The sequence below is a fragment of the Bacillus sp. PK6-026 genome, assembly GCF_054161455.1.
On sequence record NZ_CP096418.1, the window covers coordinates 4,094,608 to 4,114,578 of the forward strand.

Consider the following 19,971-nt stretch of genomic DNA (forward strand, 5'->3'; position numbering starts at 1 on the left):
TCTAGGACGACGGCTGCAAGCAAACCGTTCAATTGTATTTCAATAAGATAAAAAATCATCTTGTTTTCCGAGCGGGGTTTATGATGTACTGGAATTTAAAGGGGTGTGAGTAAAAAGGGATGGAACTGCAAAAACAAATCGTCTATGAAGAAAAACAAATTTTAAGGAAAGATCATATCATCTTTTGGGGTGCCGTCTTTTGTTTCTGGTTTGCTACATACATCTATGTCCCTGTTTTCGGATTATATTTAGACAACATCGGATTTTCATATTCAGCGATAGGAATAATACTCGGAAGCTACGGCGTCACCCAGATATTACTGCGGTTTCCGTTCGGCATCCTGTCAGATGTTCTTTCGCCGCTTAGAAAACAGCTGTTGATCAGCGGCTTTGCAATGTCTCTGTTGAGCTGCTGCATATTTCTGTTGTCCGATTCGTTCATCATGGTGATCACGGCCAGGCTGCTCGCCGGTATGACTGCGGCGATGTGGGTGATGGCAACCGTTTTATACTCGCAGTATTTCACAAAAGATCAATCGTCAAAAGCGATGGGCATCCTGCAGTTTTTAACGGTTCTCCCCCAATTTGTCAGCATGGCTGTCAGCGGATACCTCGTCCATTTGTTCGGCTGGATGTTTCCGTTTTGGATCGGTGTTGCCGTTTCGTGCATCGGGCTGATTCTGTCATTTTACATTAAAGATAACGGCCCCCGCCATACGGCCAAAGGGATGGCTTTGTCAGACTATGTTAAACAGACGTTGCGTCTTCCTAATTTAAAAGCGATTACAACATTATCGTTTTTAGCCCATGCCGTGCTATTTATGACCGTGTTCGGGTTCACACCGATTTACGCGGAATCGGTCGGCATTGATGAGAAGCAGCTGATTTGGATTATGTGCGCTTTTTTTGTTCCGCAAACGCTGGCTTCCGTGTGGTGTATCTTTTACAAAGTAAAGGCCGCCGATGCACTGATATGGATATCTTATGTGATAACGGCTGTTTTCTTTTCCTTGCTGCCGTTCGCCGAGAACCTTTTCGCAGTGTGTGTGATCCACGCCGTGACAGGACTGACATTGGGGTTTATTTTTCCGCTTTTGGTCAGCAAAGTCGTCCAGCTTGGTACGCCTCAGCTCAAAATGTCTGTGATGGGTTTCTATCAATCTTTTTATGCGCTCGGTTTTTTTCTCGGACCGGTTGTGGCGGGAAAAACGGCTGAACTGTTCGGGCTGCGGGAGGTTTTTTGGTTTGCCGGGGCTTTGTCATTAGCAGGGGCAGGAGTGATGCTCGTTTCAAAGCAGTTTTCGATACGTACAAAAAGCAGGCGGGGATGATGCCTGCTTTTTGCCTTGCTCAATAAGATATTTTAGCAGAGCCGGCAGGATACCAATTGCCATTCTGCGCTTTTGCCCATCCGTAAACCATATCGCCTGAATTGACCTTTTCTCTGATCAGCTCAAGCCTTTCGCTTGAGTTTGCCTCATACCTGCTTCCCGTTTTTGCCGGTATTTTCACAGATAAAATGTTGTCCTTTAATGTATCAGGCTCCTCATCAGTGCTTGTCCATGCGACTCTTTCATAATAAGTCTGATTAAACGGACTCTCCAATCCTTTAATATAAAAGCGGACTGTTTTGCCAACCACCTTGACATCTGTATATGCCGTGCTGTAGGGATGAATCGATTCCTGAGAAATTGACTTTCCGTATGCCAAAACAGACGTTCCGCCAGCACCGCAAAGCATGATTCCCAACATGAAAACGACCGCTGCCAACTTTTTCAACATGAAAACTCCTCCTTTTTTTCAACTCTTTATACATGTTTAATTTTACCATATTTTCCGTTTGCTTCTTTGTTGTGGATTTGTACATTTGTTGAATATAGGGAAATATTGGTTAAAGGGAGTAAGCGGGGATAAGCTTCTTTTGCTCGTTATTTTCTCGACAAATTGGAGCGAACACCCTAAGCCTCTTTCTGTATTCTTCTTTTTCCTCCACTGCTGAACCGATTGTCTCCATTATTCCAAAATAAAAAGGATACGCTGAAGCGCATCCATATCTTAATATCAGTTTGAATAGATAATGATGATCCTTTAATAAGGATCTTCACTATGGCCTTTTTCTTCCGCCTGTCTCGGCGCATCTTCGGCGCCTTCTGCCCCGATCGGCTCCCGGCTGGATGTATTTTGGCTGGAAGCGTTTTTTAATCCTTCTTCGACCCTGCTGCCATATTCCTTGTCGCATTGCTTGAGCATCTCGATCATTTTCGTTTGAATTCTTTGATCGCAGGGGGCAAGTGTATTGACCAGATTCGTAATCAGCTCGTCCTTTTCCCAGTCTTCGAAATGCCTGTACGTGTCCCCGGCCTGCTTGAAATTATTCTGCCTTTCGATACTTTCGCGCACCAGATTTCCTTCGACATGCGGGGTATATTCTTTGCCGTCCTGCTTCGCTTCTTTCAGCCCGTTGATAGTTGAAGGTTCATAGTTGATGTGCGGGCTTTGATTTTTGCCTAAGTCGACCTTGTACTGCATCTGGCCGCCCCGCTGATTGGTTGCCACCCTTTTTTTCGGCGCATTGATCGGCAGCTGCAGATAGTTGGCCCCTACCCTGTATCGCTGTGTATCAGAGTAGGAAAACGTACGTCCCTGAAGCATTTTGTCATCGGAAAAATCAAGTCCGTCGACAAGAACCCCTGTTCCAAATGCCGCTTGCTCGACTTCTGTAAAGTAGTCTTCGGGATTTTTGTTTAATACCATTTTGCCGACAGGAAGCCAAGGAAATTGCTCCTCAGGCCATAGCTTCGTATCGTCAAGCGGATCAAAATCGAGTTCAGGATGCTCATCATCGCTCATGATTTGAACGAACAACTCCCACTCGGGATAGTCTCCCCGCTCAATCGCTTCGTATAAATCCTGTGTAGCGTGATTGAAGTTCTTCGCCTGAATTTCTTCCGCCTCTTTTTGCGTCAAGTTTTTTATGCCCTGCTTCGGTTCCCAGTGATACTTCACAAGGACGGCTTCTCCTTCTTGGTTTACCCATTTGTACGTGTTGACACCGGACCCCTGCATCTGCCGGTAGTTTGCCGGAATGCCCCAAGGAGAAAACAAAAATGTGATCATGTGCATGGCTTCAGGCGTGTTGGAAATGAAGTCAAAGATTCTTTCGCCATCCTGCAAATTCGTAACCGGGTCCGGCTTAAATGCATGGATTAAATCAGGAAACTTCACCGCATCGCGGATAAAGAAGATCTTCAAGTTGTTTCCGACTAGATCCCAGTTCCCGTCCTCCGTGTAAAACTTAACGGCAAATCCGCGGGGATCGCGAAGCGTTTCCGGTGAAGATATCCCGTGGGTCACCGTCGAAAAACGGACAAACACCGGGGTTCTCTTCCCTTTTTCCTGAAACAGTTTTGCTCTCGTATATTTTGAGACCGGCTCATCGCCTGCTGTTCCATAAGCTTCAAAATAGCCGTGCGCTCCGGCCCCCCTGGCATGGACGACCCGTTCGGGAACCCTCTCCCTGTCAAAGTGGCTGATCTTCTCCAAGAAATCATAGTTCTCCAATGTGGAAGGCCCCCGGTTGCCCACGGTCCTGATATGCTGATTGTTTGTGATCGGGTGGCCCTGCCGGTTCGTTAACGTCTCATCCGTCTCCATGTCAGATTTCTGCTCGTTTGAATGCTGATCCATCTCCGTACCTCCTTTATTTGGAATTAATAATAACTTATCCCAAATGAAGGGAGTTATTCAGTTTTAATATATTTAATCAACGATAATGAATTTTTATTTATAATTATTATAAATAAATATTGTTTTTTTCTTGAGAAATGTTATCATTGTTTTGTAATTAAAATTTACGCGAGGTGATCCTTTGATGACGACAAATAAAAACAACCTAACAACCAGCTGGGGCGCTCCCATTGGAGACAACCAAAACTCAATGACAGCTGGTTCACGCGGACCGACGCTGATTCAGGACGTCCACTTGCTCGAAAAGCTCGCCCACTTCAACAGAGAGCGTGTGCCTGAACGAGTTGTGCATGCAAAAGGCGCCGGTGCGCACGGTTACTTTGAAGTCACAAATGACGTTTCCAAATATACAAAAGCCAAATTTTTATCAGAAGTCGGAAAACGCACACCGTTATTCGTCCGTTTTTCCACTGTTGCAGGCGAAAACGGTTCAGCCGATTCCGTCCGCGACCCGCGCGGATTTGCTGTTAAATTTTATACAGAGGAAGGGAACTATGATCTCGTCGGAAACAACACACCTGTTTTCTTTATTCGCGATGCGATTAAATTCCCTGATTTCATTCATACACAAAAGCGCCATCCGGTCACACATTTGAAAAACCCGGATGCCGTATGGGATTTTTGGTCATTGTCTCCAGAGTCCCTTCACCAGGTGACCATCCTGATGTCTGACAGAGGCATCCCCGCCACTTACCGGCACATGCACGGTTTCGGTTCCCACACATTCAAATGGGTGAATGCCGAAGGAGAAGGCGTCTGGATCAAATACCACTTCAAAACAGAACAAGGCATTAAAAACCTGACCGAAGAAGTGGGGACAAAGATTGCAGGTGAAAACCCCGATTATCATACACAGGACTTGTATGAGGCGATTGAAAAAGGAGACTTCCCGGCATGGAAGCTGTACGTTCAAATCATGCCGCTGGAGGATGCGGATACGTACCGTTTTGATCCGTTCGATGTTACAAAAGTATGGTCGCAAAAAGATTATCCACTGATTGAAGTCGGCCGCATGGTTCTAAACCGCAATCCGGAAAACTATTTCGCAGAGGTTGAACAAGCTACATTCTCCCCTGGAACATTGGTGCCCGGCATTGAACCGTCTCCCGACAAAATGCTCCAGGGACGCCTGTTCGCATATGCGGATGCGCACCGCTACCGCGTCGGCGCAAACCATAACAGCCTGCCGATCAACCGTCCGAAAGCGGACGTCCATAATTATCAAAGAGACGGACAAATGCGCTTTGATTCAAACGGCGGGGGCTCTGTCTACTATGAACCGAACAGCTTCGGAGGCCCTCAGGAATCTCCTGAAAACAAAACAACGGCTTATCCGGTGTCAGGTTCGGCGGACAGCACTTCTTACGACCATAACGACCACTACACACAGGCTGGCGATCTTTACCGCCTCTTGAGCGAAGAAGAGCGGACTCGTCTTGTCAGCAATATCGTAGGTTCGATGAAGCAGGTGACAAAAGACGAAATCAAGCTTCGGCAAATTCAGCATTTCTATAAAGCAGATCCGGAGTACGGCACACGAGTTGCCGAAGGATTGGGCTTGTCCGTTCCGCAGGAAGTTTAAGGCTAAATCATTTCAATCATTCTCAATGAATATTCTCATTTTCTCAGGTACAGGCACCCGTCTTCTTAAGCATGCGGGTGCCTGACCTTAATCAAAGAACGACAGGGGATGTTACGTGTGGAAGACGAACAGCTCGTCCCTTTCTTAAAGAAGCGGGGTTTACGAATAACGGCTCAGCGCGTCCTGATTTTAAAAACGATCGCTTCTCTGGGCGGCCACCCATCGGCGGAAGACATTCACCGGGAATTGCCGTACATGAGTCTCCCGACAATCTACAGCAACTTGAAATTATTTGTGAAGCTCGGCATTTTAAAAGAGCTGTCCCATGGAGACGCAAAAAGCAAATATGAATTATTTACATCAGAGCACTATCATGTTGTCTGTAAATCATGCGGAAAAATCGCTGATCTGGACTATCCTCACCTCAAAGAGGTTGAGCATGCAGCAGCACAATTGACGAACTTTAAAGTGAACTCGCATTATTTAGGGATTTACGGAATCTGTACAACATGCCAAGAACAGCAGCAGAGGTGAAGACATATGAACCGAAAAAAAGTCGGCCTGTTAGTCATGGCATACGGAACCCCTTATCAGGAAGAAGATATCATTCCGTATTACACGCATATCCGTCATGGAAAACGGCCGTCCGATGATATAATTGAAGACTTGAAAAAACGCTACAAGCATATCGGCGGAATCTCTCCGCTCGCGGAAATTACGCTCGCTCAGGCAAAAGAGCTGGAAAAAGCGTTGAACGAGCGCCAAGATGAGGTCGAATACGTGATGTATCTCGGCTTAAAACACATCTCTCCGTTTATCGAGGATGCGGTTGAACAAATGAAAAAAGACCAAATTGAAGCGGCCGTTTCCGTCGTCTTAGCTCCCCACTATTCCACCTTCAGTACCGAAGTATACAATCGGCGCGCCAAACAGGCCGCAGCAGCAATCGGCGGCCCCCGGATCGCATCGATTGACGAATGGTATCAGGAAGAAGGCTTTATTCGCTATTGGTCTGAAGAAATCGGCAGCATTTTAAACGGCATGTCTGAAAAAGAACGAAAAAAAGCGGTTCTTGTATGCTCAGCACACAGCCTGCCGGAAAAAATCAAGGAGCATGGAGATCCATACCCGGATCAACTCGAGAAAACGGCCCAACTAATCGGAGAACAACTGTCGTTTGACCAGATCGCCGTAGGCTGGCAAAGTGAGGGCAACACACCCGATCCGTGGCTTGGTCCGGATGTCCAAGACTTAACAAAAGAACTGTATCAGGAAGGCTTCCGGTCATTTATTTACGCACCGGTCGGATTTGTCTCTGACCACTTGGAAGTGCTGTATGACAACGACTATGAGTGTAAAGCGGTTACGGACGAGCTTGGCGCAAGCTATCACCGTCCGCCTATGCCGAACACCGATCCGCGCTTCATTGATACGCTTGCCGCAGTCGTTGAGCGAACATACAACAGCACAGAACAGGAGAAAGCGGGACTGTAAATCGCTCCGAAAAATGAAAAACTGAAGAAAACATGATTTAGAAGCAGAATCTATGGCTATTCATTTCCATAGATTCTTTTTTTTTGCACCATTATGATGAAAGACCTTCAACTAAAAATGCGCTTATTCTCAGATTCGTGTCATTTGGCATAATCACCAGCTTATTCGCAAATCCAACTCACATCATGATTATTCAGATTATTCAGAAACGTATGCTATGCTCTCTCTGATTCCAATAAAAGGGAGGGATCATCAGTGTCCATTACTTGGCATCCGCCGTAATTGTAAGCGCTTCCTATATAGCGGCGGCATGAAAAAAGAATAGGAGGAATGAATGTGAAGAAATTAATCAGCATCATCTTTATCTTTGTATTAGGGGTTATCGGGTCTTTGACAGCGGCGGTTTCGGCAGAAGCAGCTTCTTCGTTAAGCTCGGGCAAAGTAAATCCGCTTGCCGATTTCAGCTTAAAAGGCTTCGCGACACTAAACGGCGGAACAACAGGCGGAGAAGGCGGTCAGACGGTAACCGTAACAACGGGAGATCAGCTCATTGCGGCATTAAAAAATAAGAATGCAAATACGCCATTAAAAATTTATGTCAACGGCACCATTACAACCTCAAATACATCCGCATCAAAGATTGACGTCAAAGACGTGTCAAACGTATCGATTGTCGGGTCAGGGACCAAAGGCGAACTCAAAGGCATCGGCATTAAAGTATGGCGCGCCAACAACATCATCATCCGCAACTTAAAAATTCACGAAGTAGCTTCCGGCGATAAAGACGCGATCGGCATTGAAGGCCCTTCTAAAAACATTTGGGTTGATCATAACGAGCTTTACCACAGCCTGAACGTTGACAAAGATTACTATGACGGATTATTTGACGTCAAAAGAGACGCCGAATATATTACATTCTCTTGGAACTATGTGCACGATGGCTGGAAATCCATGCTGATGGGCTCATCGGACAGCGACAATTACAACCGGACGATTACATTCCACCATAACTGGTTCGAAAATCTGAATTCGCGGGTGCCGTCATTCCGTTTCGGAGAGGGCCACATTTACAACAACTATTTCAATAAGATCATCGACAGCGGAATTAATTCGAGAATGGGCGCACGTATCAAAATTGAGAACAACCTTTTTGAAAACGCCAAAGATCCAATTGTCTCTTGGTACAGCAGTTCACCAGGCTATTGGCATGTATCCAACAACAAATTTATAAACTCCAGGGGCAGCATGCCGACTACCTCTACTACAACCTATAATCCGCCATACAGCTACTCACTCGACAATGTCGACAATGTAAAATCAATCGTCAAACAAAATGCCGGAGTCGGCAAAGTCAATCCATAAACTTTGAGGTGAAACGTTCGGAGGCATTCCGAGCGTTTCACTCATTTCCATCCTCATACGCTTTCCAAACCGTAGGCAGCAGATCGGAAAGTTCATGTGCGAGAAGCGTATGGGCCGATCTGGTCTTTGTCCATGCGTCAGCACATGCGCCATGCAGGTGGACAGCATTCAACACCGCTTCTCTCGGATTCTCATGACAGCACAGCATTCCGAGAAGCATCCCGGTTAACGTATCTCCGGTTCCTCCCTTTGCCAGCGCCCCGTTTCCCGTTACATTCCTCCAGCACTTGCCATCCGGGAAAGCAATGATCGTTTCATTGCCTTTCAATACAAGAGTAACACCGTGTTCCTCTGCATAATCTCGAGCATAACCGGCCCGGTTCGTCTCAATTTCTTGAATGGACAAGCCTGTCATTTGCGAAAATTCCCCCGGATGCGGCGTTAATATCACCGGTGCTTCCCTTTCTTGATACGTTCGTTTTGAAAGAGCACCCGCATCAAGGACAACCGGGCAGTCTTTCGTCAATACATTCCGGACCGCTTGCTCAGTCATTTGCGAAGGCGGCAGCCCCGGCCCGATCGCAATCGCCCGGTAAGGTTCGGCAATCTCGCCGGACGCCGCCTTTTCTAAGCCGTCCCGCCAATACGTCGCTTCAGGGAGAACGGGGACGATCAACGGAATGGCACTTCCGCACGTTCCGATGACAAGCTTTCCAAGACCGCTCCGCATCGCCCCAATTCCTGCAAGGAGAGCCGCTCCCGGCATATCATCGCTTCCCGCGAGCAAAAGGCCGGTTCCATAAGTTCCTTTATGACTTCCATTCCCCCTTTTCGGCAATGAGCCCTTCACACAGTCTTTCGTCCATATCGGCAATTGTTCTGCAGACATCCCGGATCACACCTTTCAATACAAAGTTTAAACAAACGTTTAATTAAATACTAACTGAATATACCCTTCACCGCTCTTTAACATGCAAAATAAAAGCAGTTGATGAGCGGGCCATATAAAAAAAGACAGCTTCTCGACTTGAAGCTGTCTTTTGCGGTTTTCTACTAAGAATGCCGGCCGACAGGCGCATCCAGACGATAAAGTCTTGAATAGCGCGGATTGTTTTCCAAAAGCTGCTGATGGCTCCCTGCCATTGCAAGCTTCCCTTTGTCTAAAAACAGAATCCGGTCGGCCGCTTCGGCTCCTGCCAAATGGTGTGTAATCCATAGAACCGTCTTTCCATCAAGCACTTGAAACATCGTTGATAGAAGCTCTTTCTCTGTTTTAGGATCAAGACCTATAGTCGGTTCATCCAATACAACGATTGGCGCATTCTGCAGCAGAATCCGCGCCAATGCAATCCGCTGACGTTCTCCGCCTGAAAAACGAATGCCCGTTTCCTGAACAGATGTATGATATCCTTCGGGTAGAGACTGAATATAATCGTGAAGCTTCACCTGGCGCGCCGCCCAATACACGTCCTCATCGCTCGCGTCAGGGTTTCCGAGCCTGATATTATTCAAAACCGTCGTATCAAACAGATGCGGCTGCTGATTAAAAACGGAGACTGCGCGTGAGATTTCTCCCTGAAGAGACTGCGCAGAAATGCCGTTCAATGTAATGTTTCCTTTAGAAGGAGCGAGCGCCCCTTGTATTAACGACAAGATCGTCGATTTACCAGCGCCGCTCGGCCCGAGCAAAGCGGTCTTTTCCCCCTGCTTTAATATAAATGAAACACCGTCCAACACCGGATGGCCTTCTTCATAAGAAAAACAAACATCTTCAAAGCGAAGCGTGACATCGTCCAAACCTACAGCCTCCGCCCGTTCCTGCTGAACAGCGCCTCCAATTTCTTCCCTTTTCGGTGGCTCAAGCCCGTCCATTCTTTCTAAAGAATCCTGATACTCAGGGATTGACGCCGCTGCGTCTGAAAGCGGAAAGAAAGCTTCTGTCAAAGGAAACACAACAAGGACAAACGCTGCAATAAACACAGGAGCCAGGGCGCCTTCCGCGCTTTGTCCGCCCGCCCATATTAACATCAGAAGAACAAGTCCTGCCGCCAGGCATTGCATGGCAAAGTCCCTCCAACGACTGAAGCGCATCCGTTTCTTTTCGATCGCCAGCCATTCCTGCTCTGCCGCTTCATACGCATGGACGAAGTCATTTTGCCGGCCGCTGAACACCCAGTCGCTCACGCCCATGACCGCGTCTGTCAGCTGACGGTACAAGAGGCTTCGTCCTCTTTTCAGCACAACATTTTTCGCCCTTGTCACAAGCAGGGAAACAAGCGGAACAAGAAACACGAAAACCGCTGCATAGATCGCGATCAGCCCTGCAAAAGGCCATGAAAAAAAGCCAATAGCAGTGATGAATACGCCATATAAAAGAAGCGCCGACAGCCCGGGAAATACCGTTCTCAAATACATGTCCTGCAAATGCTCAACATCGTCGGCCAAAATGCCGAGCATATCCCCCGTCCGAAAGCGTTCACGCCATTTTAAAGCTTGAGGTTCCAGCATCCTGTAAAGCCTGACGCGCATATCGGATAAAATTTTCAAGATGATATGGTGTCCGGTCAATCGCTCAACATAGCGCGACACCGAGCGCAGAATCCCGAAGGTACGGACCGCTACGATCGGGACATAAATCATCAAAACATTTTCCGGACGCGTAGCCGCTTTGGATATTAAATAACCGGAGGTAAACATGAGAGCTGCAGCCGAGCATGCCGTCAATCCGCCAAGCAACACGACAATGATCAAAAGCCTTATATTTTTCTTGATATAGGGCAGAATCCACCCGTCTTCATTGTTCATGATGCACCTCCAAACGACTGCGCCTGCACAAGCTCGTAATAAACGCCCCGCTTTTCAATCAATTCTTGATGTGTACCGGTTTCAGCCACCTGTCCATTCTTCAGCACGATAATTTCATCCATATCAAGCATCCAGTGAAGACGATGAGTTGCCATAAATACCAGCTTGTCTTCAAACAATTTCAGCATCGTTTTTTTCAATTCGTATTCTGTTTCGATATCCAAGTGAGCGGTCGGCTCATCTAAAAGGAGAATCGGACGGTTGCCCAGGAAAGCCCGGGCAACGGCTGTGCGCTGCGCCTGTCCGCCGCTTAATGCCCTCCCGCCTTCACCGATCCGCTCCTCTAAGCCGGACGGAAGCTGATCAATCAGCTCCGTCAGCCCGGCGGCTCTTGCTGCCTGTTCAACTTCTTCGTCAGAAGCGCCGGGATGATAAAAACGGATATTGGCTCCGAGCGTATCCGGAAAAATGTAGGGATGCTGCGGAATATACAGGAGCTGATTTTGCCAGCTGTCCGTCTGCAAATGCGTCCTCTCTTTTCCCCCGACTTTGATCACGCCGCTTTTCGTTTCCAAGAAACCGCCGAGCACATCGATAAGCGTAGATTTTCCGGCACCGCTTTCTCCGATGATTCCGATTTTTTTCTTTCCTTTAAACGATAGAGAAATGCCGGATAATGAGGAGTTTTCCTCCTCATCATGCCGCACCTCTACATCCTTGAACTCGATTTGATCGTCGTCTGACCATCGCTCAAGATCCAAAGGCGCCTCATCCTTGAAACCGGGCGACTCCAATATCGCCTTGATCGCTTTACCGGCTTCCCGTCCGTTCAACGTAGCATGATAGTCATTGCCGACTTCCCGGACAGGGAGAAAAAACTCAGGCGCAAGAATCAGAATGGCTAGCGCCGGCTCCAGTATGATAGTGCCGTCAACAAGACCGAGACCGAGAAAAACGGCTACGGTTGCCACGGACAGCATGGTGAAAAAATCCAGTGCAAACGAAGACAGAAAGGCAATTTTAAGCGTGCCCATCGTCGCTTTCCTGTACCGTTCGCTCACATGAAAAATATTCTTCGTATGTGAACGGCTCATGCCCAGCACTTTCAATGTTTCCAGGCCGCGCAAGGAATCAGTAAAATGATTTGAAAGCATCTCATACGTCTTCCACTGGCTGTCCGCTTTTCTCTTTGCCGCATAGCCGAGAAGGATCATAAATGCGATTAAAATCGGCAGCGTAATCATTAAGACTGCAGCGGAGGATGTGTCTTTAAAAAAGACATAACAGACAACCGCCGGCGGTATAACAGCCATGCTGATCATTTTTGGCAAAAACAGCTCCAAATAGCGGCGAAACTGCGCAATTCCTTCCATCGCGAGTGTGACGACGTGACCTGTTCCTTCTTTTCTCGCCAGTCTGGGGCCGGATTGGAAAAGCTTCTCCAAAAACTTTTTCCGCAGGTCGGCCCCTGTCTTGGCGGCATAATCAAAAATCAGCCTTTGCCTGACAAGGGTCACGGCATGGCGGAATAAAAAAGCGGCGGTAAATAAGATGATCAGCGGAACAAGCGAACCGACCCGCTCGCCGTTAAAAAGGCGGGTCACCGCTTCAGCAAGCCATTCGGCCTGCATGATAATAGCTGCGCCCTGCATGCATGTCAGTACGGTGAGTGCTGCAAGAATTCGCTTCATTCCTTTATATTGCAAAAGATCTTTTCCCATTAATAAATCATTGGCTCCTTACTGCTGACCCGTTTTCGAAAAACATAGTAGCTCCAGATCTGATAGCCCAGCACGAACGGAAGCAGTGACAGCGCGACGATCGTCATCACTTTTAAAGAATAGTCTCCTGATGAAGCATTATAAACCGTTAAATCATATGCGCTTTTGACCGAGCTGATCATGACGCGCGGGAACAGCGCAGTGAAAATCGTCGCCACTGTGAGGGCGATCCCAGCCCCTGTCATAGCAAATGTCCAGCCGTCGCGTTTTTGTTTCATAAATACGATCGACAGCACATAACAAACGACAATTAGAGCCGCAAGAGGTATCGTCACATGTCCCCTGCCCGTGAACAAGTCCGTTTCAAAAATGGATAAAGCAACAAAGGCAACAAGCGCCGCCAAAACGGCGAATACAACTTTTTTAGCCAGCTGTCTTGCCCGGTCGCGCAAATCGGCTTCCGTTCTCAACGTAATAAAGATCAGGCCGTGCAGCAGGCAGAGAAGTGTAACGGTGACTCCCCCTGTTACGGAATAGACGTTCACATAGTCAGTAAAACCGGCGTGCAGATTCATATCGGCATCAATCGGCATACCGCGCAAAATACTGGTAAATAAAACACCGAACAAAAACGGGGGCAGAATGCTGCCGAAAAATACGACCCAATCCCATGTTTTCTTCCATTTTGCGGTTTCGACTTTCCCTCTAAATTCAAACGCGACTCCGCGTCCGATCAATGCAAGAAGAACAAAGACAAACGGAATGTAATATCCGCTGAACATCGTGGCATACCAGTTTGGAAAAGCCGCGAAAATCGCGCCTCCCCCAGTCAGCAGCCAGACTTCATTGGCATCCCAGAAAGGGCCGATCGTATTGATCATCACCCTCCGTTCAAGCTCGTTGCGCCCGAGAAACCTGGTCGCCATTCCGACGCCGAAATCAAAACCTTCAAGAAAGAAAAAACCGATGAACAGCACAGCGACTAATATAAACCAAAGTTCATTAAGAGATACCATGGTAAACCTCCTGATCAAACGGGTCTGTCGATACGGAATCATCATGATGGTGGTCATGGTGTGCAGCCCCTTTTTTAATCTCCCGCACAAACAAGTAGACAAGAACGAGCGCCAGTACAAGATAAATCGCTGTAAACGCGATGACGGAAAACAGCAGCATTCCCGCTGATACGTTCGGCGACACGGACTGCGCCGTTGTCAAAATACCGAACACCGTCCACGGCTGGCGTCCGATTTCAGTCATGATCCACCCCGCCGTATTTGCAATGAATGGAAAGGCGATTAAAGCCACCATCGTCCGCAAAAACCATTTGCTTGTTTCAAGTCTTTTACGGAAGCTGAGATAGAGGCCAGTCAAAGCGGCAACGATCATTAAAAGTCCTGAGCCGGCCATGATTCTGAAGCTCCAGAACGTCGTTTTCACCGGCGGAATATAATTTCCTTCTCCGTATTTTTCTTCATATTGCTTTTGCAGCGTCTTCATTCCGGGCACATCGCCGCTGAATTGTTTATAAGCCAAATAGCTAAGCGCATACGGGATGCTGAGCTCTGATTTGTTTTCCTGCTTGTCCGCGTCAATGTTCGCAAGCACCGTCCAAGCTGCAGGATCACCGCTGTCATCCCAAAGCGCTTCGCTGGCAGCCATTTTCATCGGCTGGCTCTTCATCAGATGCTGGGCCTGCTCATGTCCGCTGAACGCTACGCCGATGCCGGAAACAAGCGCCACAATCATCGCGATTTGAAAGGATTTTTTAAAAAAGAGCAATTCCTGTTTTTTCAGCATTTTATACGCGCTGACACCGGCAATGAAAAACGCTCCGGTGGCAAGCGCACCGAAAATGACGTGCGGAAATTCAACCCATAGCTGCGGATTTTTAATAATCGCAAAGAAATCGGTCATTTCCGCGCGGCCGTTTTTGATCGCGAATCCGACAGGCTCCTGCATAAACGAGTTGGCCGCTAAAATCCAAAACGCCGACATGATCGTTCCAAGCGAAACAAGCCAGATGGACAGCAAATGGATCTTCTTCGGAAGCCGATCCCAGCCAAATATCCACAAACCGATAAACGTCGATTCCATAAAGAAAGCAAGCAGCGCCTCCACCGCGAGCGGAGCGCCGAATACATCACCGACAAAGCGGGAGTACTCCGACCAGTTCATTCCGAACTGAAATTCCTGTAGAATCCCGGTGACCACACCGACTGCAAAATTAATTAAAAATAAGTGCCCCCAAAATTTAGCCATCGTTCTGTAAATGTCTTTTTTCTTTACGACGTATAGAGTTTCCATTAAAGCAACCATAAAGACAAGCCCGATTGACATCGGTACAAAAATAAAGTGAAAGATCGTTGTTGAAGCAAATTGAAATCTTGCCAAAATGAGTTCGTCCACTGTTCCAGTCTCCTCCTCTTTGTTCTAGCCGGACCGTTGCCGAATGGCATCACCCTTGCTCAAAGTTTCACATGAATCTTATGAATATGATCACAGACAAAAGGGTGACCTTGGCCCACATTGATGTTCCGATATTATCCGGATGGTTATTTATACCTGTACTTTACCGCGAATCCCTTCTTAAATAAAGTACATATTCCCTAATTTATGGATGTCATTGTGACAATTATCCGAAGAAATTATAGCTATTTTGTGACACTGTGGTTAACAAGAACTAAATCAGCATGAGAAAAATGCCCCTCATTCCCGCCGGAGCATTTTGTCATTCAACGGTTGCGATTCTCTGCGCAAAGCCTTGCGGATCAAAAGAATACCGTTATATGCAATTAAACAAATTTGGCGCTTTCCTTCAGCTTGAAAACGCCTGACGGAAAGTCCTGCTATTTTGTCCAATCTGTGAAATCTTCCCTCAGCCTTTTGCGCACGTCCTTCATCTATGCTTTCATACAGCACCAGCTGATTGCACTGCGCATTTAACCTGCTTGCTGCCGTATCCCTTCCTGTCGAGCTATCTTTGAAACATCGCTCCCTCAGGCTTTTACGAATGGATGGAATATTTATTACTTAAAAATAAACAATAACGATACCTTGTTTATTCTATGAAAATCGAACCATACATTTGTTCAAACAAAGTACACAAAATTTGTGAAATGTTTCACAATATCCTGCTATACTTAGTTTGTATTTATGATAGATACTTCTTAAGTAAACACTTGATGGTGGTGGAAAACATGGAATCAAAATCACTTGTTCTAGTCGAAGAGCTTGCCTTAAAAAAGCAAAGCATCTTTATGCAAAGCCCGCTTCGTTATCTTTTACGAGCTATGCTGGCCAGTATGTTTATCGGGTTCGGAGTCATTGTAGCGTTTAAAACGGGGAATCTATTTTATGTTGAACATTCTCCGTTCACATATCCAATTGCAGCAATCACATTCGGGGGCGCCATTATTCTGATCGTCTATGGCGGAGGAGATTTATTTACGGGAAATACATTTTATTATACATTGGCTGCGCTTCGTAAAAAAATGCGTTGGCCCGCTGTTATCAAGCTGTGGATGTTCAGCTATGCAGGAAATTTAATGGGCGCCGTGTTTTTCGCAGGCCTCATCTTTGCGACCGGTTTATTTAAGGATCCTTCTTCCACCGGCTTTATACTTAGCGTGGCGGAACATAAAATGAATACGCCGGTGACCGAATTGTTCTTCAAAGCGATTTTGTGTAACTGGCTAGTCTGCCTTGCGTTCTTTGTTCCGATGGCGCAAAAAGGAGACGGAGCGAAAATGTTCTCTATGATGCTGTTTGTTTTTACTTTCTTTATTTCCGGTTATGAACACAGCATCGCGAACATGGCCACTTTTGCCGTCTCTCTGGTCACCGAGCATCCGGATACGATTTCGATTGCAGGCGCAATCCATAACTTGATTCCGGTAACCCTTGGGAACCTGATCGGAGGCGCGTTTATGATGGGCTTCATGTACCACTATGCAAACAAGCCGGGCGGTGAAGAAATCATCAAATAAAAAGATTGTCCATTTTTAAAGGATTCTAAATATGCGGGTTCCCTTCATAAAATCGTGGTAACTTTAAAAATGGAGGTTCAGCAGATGCAAAGTTTTCATTCGCTTTGCCAGCAGTTTGGACATATTTTAAATGGGGAGCCGCACATTGAACACGGTGTCTGTTCTGTCAGCATCAAACGGAATTTGCGCGTCACGATTCAAGGAAGGCCAAGCCGTGGAGTCGGCATGGAAGAAGTCATGTTCGAGTCGCTCGATCAAAACGGAATCGCCTTGAATATGGCCGAAGTTGCCATTTTGCCTGAAGAAATTCCGTTGTTTACAAAAAAGCTTGTCGATCAAGGCATCATCATCAGCGCTCTCCACAATCATTGGATTTTTACAAAACCGAATATTTTATATATTCATTTTCAATCTATAGAACCGCCGTTAACATTCGCAAGAAAAACAGCTGCCGCTTTATCCGTATTGCGATAAAGCAGCAGCTGTTTTCTTTATCCGTTCATTTTTCCCATTTCTGAAAGTGCGACCCTTTCGACTGCTTTGGCCACAATCTCGTGAACATCAGGATTCAGCGGATCAGGCACAAGATCGCCTTGTTTTGTGCAGGATGCGATCGCTTCGGCGGCCGCGACCAGCATCGGGTGGCTGATCGATTCCGCTCCGGCATTTAACACGCCCCTGAAAATACCGGGGAACCCCAGCACATTGTTGACAGACCGTCCATCCGCAGCGTAGGCTGCCCCGGCCTCGAGCGCATCCTCAGGCTCAATCTCCGGCTTCGGATTGGACAGAGCCAAAATCACCTGGCCTTCACGAACCCATTTCTTATTGATCAATCCCGGAACGCCGGTTGTCGCGACGATGATATCGCAGCTTTCCATCAATTCTTCGATGCTTTCAGCCGCATGGCCGCCATAGTTCTCTAAACGCGCCATCGCCTCAAGCGATTTATCCGTTCCGATGACACGTTTTACCCCATATGCCATAAACATTCTGCAGATCGCGACCCCTGCCGCACCCAGGCCGATTTGGCCGACATGGGCCTGCTTCAGATCGACCCCTGCACTCTTGGCGGCTGAAATGGCGGCCGCCAGTGTCACCACCGCAGTACCGTGCTGGTCGTCATGCATGACCGGAATATTCAGGTCGTTTTTCAGGCGCTCTTCGATTTCAAAACAATGCGGTGAACCGATGTCTTCAAGCAAAATACCGCTAAATCCGGGCGCAATGTTTTTAACCGTCCGCACGATTTCGTCAGGATCATTCGTATCAAGCAGAATCGGAACTCCGCTGATGTCTGCAAGCTGGTCGAAAAGCGCGGCCTTCCCTTCCATAACAGGCATTCCCGCCACAGGCCCAATGTCTCCCAAGCCTAGGATGGCCGTACCGTCCGTTACAATTGCAACCGAATTGCCGATGCCTGTATAGATATTCGCTTTTTGCGGCTCTTCTTTAATAAGCTCGCACACATTCGCGACACCCGGCGTATACACCCGCCGCAGATCAGCGAGCGAGCGAATCGGTATCTTGCTTTTCACACGGATTTTGCCGCCTTCATGGGCAGCCAGTACGTCATCTGAAACGGTATGAAGATGGATGCCTTCTTTTAAGTTGCGGATCACTTCAAGGATCTCGGTAAGCTGTTCTTCATGCTCAACTTGAACCGTAATGTTCCGCATCGTATAATTCGGCCCCACCTTGATCGTTTCAACCTCTCCGATATCACCGCCGGCAAGGCCGATCGCCGTTGTCACCTTTCCAAGGTTTCCTGGTGCTGAAGGGATTTCCAGCATCAAATTCCGAATAATATTGTTGCCATTCATAACAGAATACCTCCATCAATTGTTTTAAAATCGGCTACTGAACCGGCGAGTCTTTTTTATCGGTGTACCAAATAAATTTACCTGTGTATCCGTACAAAATCGCAAGGCCGATTGAAACAAAGCTCAGCCACATGAACGGCAGATAAGAGAAGGTTGACACGCCGAGAATCCCCGCCATATATATGCCGTTGTCTGACCACGGCACCATGCCTGACGTCATCGTACCGCCGACTTCCGCGTTTCTGGAGAGTACCCTCCGGTCAATTCCGAGCTTGTCATAGCTTTTCTCCATAATTTTCGGTGTTAAAATGAGCGAGACGTACATCGCGCAGCCGAACACATTCGCCAGGAAAGCGACGATAATCGTCGAGAATGTGACGTTGCCGGCAGAAGTCAGCTTTTGCTGGAATTTGGACACGATCACTTTTAGAACGCCTAAGTGCTCCAAAAGGCCGCCAAAGCCCAGACCGAGAATGATAACGACGACCGAACCGAGCATGCCTTGAATTCCTCCGCGGTTTAAGAGCTCGTCCATAAATTTGATCCCGGTGTCGATGGAAAAGCCGTTGTATGCCGTGCCAAGTGCATCCGCAAAATTCATGCCTTGGAAGACCGCAGCCCAGATCGCCCCCAAAAGTGCGCCGATCGCGATCGTCGGCACAGACGGCTTTCTCATGGCCAAAAGAACGATAACGATAACAGCCGGAACAAGCATCCAAATATGAATATCAAACGTGTTTTGCAAAGAAGTTTTCAAAAATTCGACTTTCTGCAAATCGACATTTTTACTACCGTAAATAAATCCGGTAATGGTGAACAACACCGCCGTGATCAAATAGGCGGGAACCGACAAATACAACATCGCTCTGACATGGGTAATCACTTCGACCTTTGAAAGGGATGACGCAAGCACTGTACTATCGGAAAGCGGTGATAATTTATCTCCGAAATAGGCGCCGGACAGCACGGCTCCGGCTACAAGCGGAAGCGGTAGCCCCAGCCCTTCACCGATTGCCATCATGGCGATCCCGGCCGTTCCTACAGTACCCCAAGACGTACCTGTGGCCACAGAGGTGATCGAACAAATAATGAGCGTGGCAAGCAGGAATATGCTCGGGTGGATAAACTCAAGCCCGTAATAAATCAAAGTCGGCACAACACCGCCGGCTATCCATGTACCGATCAGAGCGCCGACGGCAATCAGGATCAATATCGCTTCGAGTCCGTTTGAAATTCCGTTTGTAATCGATTTTTGCAAATCTTCATACCGGTGCCCCAGGCGCAGACCGAGCAAAATCACTAAAAACCATGAAATAAACAATGCCAGCTGAATCGGCAGATCAAATTTGACTGTAAATGAACAAACTATCGCTAAAAATGCACCTAATACACAAATGATTTCCAACATTGATGGCAACCGTGCTGTTTTCAACCTAAATCCCCCTTAT

16 protein-coding genes are annotated in these 19,971 nt (G+C 47.3%); 7 read left to right on the plus strand and 9 right to left on the minus strand.

What is annotated here, in order from left to right; genetic code table 11:
* Window positions 1-119: 119 nt before the first annotated feature.
* Complete coding sequence (locus M1D59_RS20890) at window positions 120-1,331, plus strand: MFS transporter (protein ID WP_145625123.1); 1,212 nt, start codon at window positions 120-122, stop codon at window positions 1,329-1,331.
* Window positions 1,332-1,350: 19 nt separating this feature from the next.
* On the opposite strand, the gene M1D59_RS20895 is transcribed toward M1D59_RS20890, so the two are convergent.
* The gene (locus M1D59_RS20895) at window positions 1,351-1,782 is read right to left on the minus strand and encodes a hypothetical protein (RefSeq protein WP_026580310.1); all 432 of its coding nucleotides are present in this window, start codon (window positions 1,780-1,782) and stop codon (window positions 1,351-1,353) included.
* A 306-nt stretch (window positions 1,783-2,088) separates the two neighbouring features.
* Window positions 2,089-3,687, minus strand: coding sequence for a catalase (locus M1D59_RS20900; RefSeq protein WP_020453426.1), 1,599 nt, complete (start codon window positions 3,685-3,687; stop codon window positions 2,089-2,091).
* 184 nt (window positions 3,688-3,871) lie between these two features.
* On the opposite strand from M1D59_RS20900, the gene katA reads away from it, so the two are divergent.
* The 4 genes from katA to M1D59_RS20920 all read left to right on the plus strand — a co-directional run bounded on the left by katA (window position 3,872) and on the right by M1D59_RS20920 (window position 8,185).
* A complete protein-coding gene (gene katA / locus M1D59_RS20905) occupies window positions 3,872-5,329 on the plus strand; it encodes a catalase KatA (protein ID WP_458117661.1) in 1,458 nt (485 codons plus the stop codon).
* 117 nt (window positions 5,330-5,446) lie between these two features.
* The gene (locus tag M1D59_RS20910) at window positions 5,447-5,863 is read left to right on the plus strand and encodes a Fur family transcriptional regulator (protein ID WP_020453429.1); all 417 of its coding nucleotides are present in this window, start codon (window positions 5,447-5,449) and stop codon (window positions 5,861-5,863) included.
* A 6-nt stretch (window positions 5,864-5,869) separates the two neighbouring features.
* Complete coding sequence (hemH, locus tag M1D59_RS20915; RefSeq protein ID WP_458117662.1) at window positions 5,870-6,823, plus strand: ferrochelatase; 954 nt, start codon at window positions 5,870-5,872, stop codon at window positions 6,821-6,823.
* Window positions 6,824-7,159: 336 nt separating this feature from the next.
* Window positions 7,160-8,185 (plus strand): pectate lyase family protein, encoded by a 1,026-nt coding sequence (locus M1D59_RS20920; RefSeq protein WP_075212872.1) that lies wholly within the window; start codon window positions 7,160-7,162, stop codon window positions 8,183-8,185.
* Between the two features lie 37 nt (window positions 8,186-8,222).
* On the opposite strand, the gene M1D59_RS20925 is transcribed toward M1D59_RS20920, so the two are convergent.
* The 5 genes from M1D59_RS20925 to M1D59_RS20945 form a co-directional block, all read right to left on the minus strand.
* Entirely contained in the window at window positions 8,223-9,074 is an 852-nt protein-coding gene (locus tag M1D59_RS20925; RefSeq protein WP_458117663.1) for an NAD(P)H-hydrate dehydratase, read from the minus strand.
* A 164-nt stretch (window positions 9,075-9,238) separates the two neighbouring features.
* Window positions 9,239-10,990 (minus strand): thiol reductant ABC exporter subunit CydC, encoded by a 1,752-nt coding sequence (gene cydC / locus M1D59_RS20930; RefSeq protein ID WP_224146302.1) that lies wholly within the window; start codon window positions 10,988-10,990, stop codon window positions 9,239-9,241.
* A complete protein-coding gene (cydD, locus tag M1D59_RS20935) occupies window positions 10,987-12,711 on the minus strand; it encodes a thiol reductant ABC exporter subunit CydD (RefSeq protein WP_039073068.1) in 1,725 nt (574 codons plus the stop codon). Before cydD ends, cydC begins: the two co-directional genes overlap by 4 nt.
* Window positions 12,711-13,727, minus strand: coding sequence for a cytochrome d ubiquinol oxidase subunit II (cydB, locus tag M1D59_RS20940; RefSeq protein ID WP_020453435.1), 1,017 nt, complete (start codon window positions 13,725-13,727; stop codon window positions 12,711-12,713). Before cydB ends, cydD begins: the two co-directional genes overlap by 1 nt.
* A complete protein-coding gene (locus M1D59_RS20945; RefSeq protein ID WP_020453436.1) occupies window positions 13,714-15,120 on the minus strand; it encodes a cytochrome ubiquinol oxidase subunit I in 1,407 nt (468 codons plus the stop codon). The genes cydB and M1D59_RS20945 overlap by 14 nt, the downstream gene beginning before the upstream one ends.
* A gap of 791 nt (window positions 15,121-15,911) precedes the next feature.
* On the opposite strand from M1D59_RS20945, the gene M1D59_RS20950 reads away from it, so the two are divergent.
* Window positions 15,912-16,700, plus strand: coding sequence for a formate/nitrite transporter family protein (locus tag M1D59_RS20950; RefSeq protein WP_020453437.1), 789 nt, complete (start codon window positions 15,912-15,914; stop codon window positions 16,698-16,700).
* 84 nt (window positions 16,701-16,784) lie between these two features.
* The gene (locus M1D59_RS20955; RefSeq protein WP_458117664.1) at window positions 16,785-17,174 is read left to right on the plus strand and encodes a DUF1259 domain-containing protein; all 390 of its coding nucleotides are present in this window, start codon (window positions 16,785-16,787) and stop codon (window positions 17,172-17,174) included.
* Between the two features lie 17 nt (window positions 17,175-17,191).
* Here the strand turns inward: M1D59_RS20955 and M1D59_RS20960 are convergent, their stop codons facing one another.
* On the minus strand, window positions 17,192-18,523 hold the full coding sequence (locus M1D59_RS20960) for a malic enzyme-like NAD(P)-binding protein (RefSeq protein ID WP_458117665.1): 1,332 nt from the start codon (window positions 18,521-18,523) through the stop codon (window positions 17,192-17,194).
* A gap of 34 nt (window positions 18,524-18,557) precedes the next feature.
* On the minus strand, window positions 18,558-19,955 hold the full coding sequence (gene nhaC, locus M1D59_RS20965; RefSeq protein ID WP_020453440.1) for a Na+/H+ antiporter NhaC: 1,398 nt from the start codon (window positions 19,953-19,955) through the stop codon (window positions 18,558-18,560).
* Window positions 19,956-19,971 lie beyond the last annotated feature (16 nt).

Bases quoted from the DNA above. Each gene is read 5' to 3' on its own strand.
- M1D59_RS20890 (WP_145625123.1), top strand. From the start codon at position 120: ATGGAACTGCAAAAACAAATCGTCTATGAAGAAAAACAAATTTTAAGG.
- M1D59_RS20895 (WP_026580310.1), bottom strand. From the start codon at position 1,782: ATGTTGAAAAAGTTGGCAGCGGTCGTTTTCATGTTGGGAATCATGCTT.
- M1D59_RS20900 (WP_020453426.1), bottom strand. From the start codon at position 3,687: ATGGATCAGCATTCAAACGAGCAGAAATCTGACATGGAGACGGATGAG.
- katA (WP_458117661.1), top strand. From the start codon at position 3,872: ATGACGACAAATAAAAACAACCTAACAACCAGCTGGGGCGCTCCCATT.
- hemH (WP_458117662.1), top strand. From the start codon at position 5,870: ATGAACCGAAAAAAAGTCGGCCTGTTAGTCATGGCATACGGAACCCCT.
- M1D59_RS20925 (WP_458117663.1), bottom strand. From the start codon at position 9,074: ATGTCTGCAGAACAATTGCCGATATGGACGAAAGACTGTGTGAAGGGC.
- cydC (WP_224146302.1), bottom strand. From the start codon at position 10,990: ATGAACAATGAAGACGGGTGGATTCTGCCCTATATCAAGAAAAATATA.
- cydD (WP_039073068.1), bottom strand. From the start codon at position 12,711: ATGGGAAAAGATCTTTTGCAATATAAAGGAATGAAGCGAATTCTTGCA.
- cydB (WP_020453435.1), bottom strand. From the start codon at position 13,727: ATGGTATCTCTTAATGAACTTTGGTTTATATTAGTCGCTGTGCTGTTC.
- M1D59_RS20950 (WP_020453437.1), top strand. From the start codon at position 15,912: ATGGAATCAAAATCACTTGTTCTAGTCGAAGAGCTTGCCTTAAAAAAG.
- M1D59_RS20955 (WP_458117664.1), top strand. From the start codon at position 16,785: ATGCAAAGTTTTCATTCGCTTTGCCAGCAGTTTGGACATATTTTAAAT.
- M1D59_RS20960 (WP_458117665.1), bottom strand. From the start codon at position 18,523: ATGAATGGCAACAATATTATTCGGAATTTGATGCTGGAAATCCCTTCA.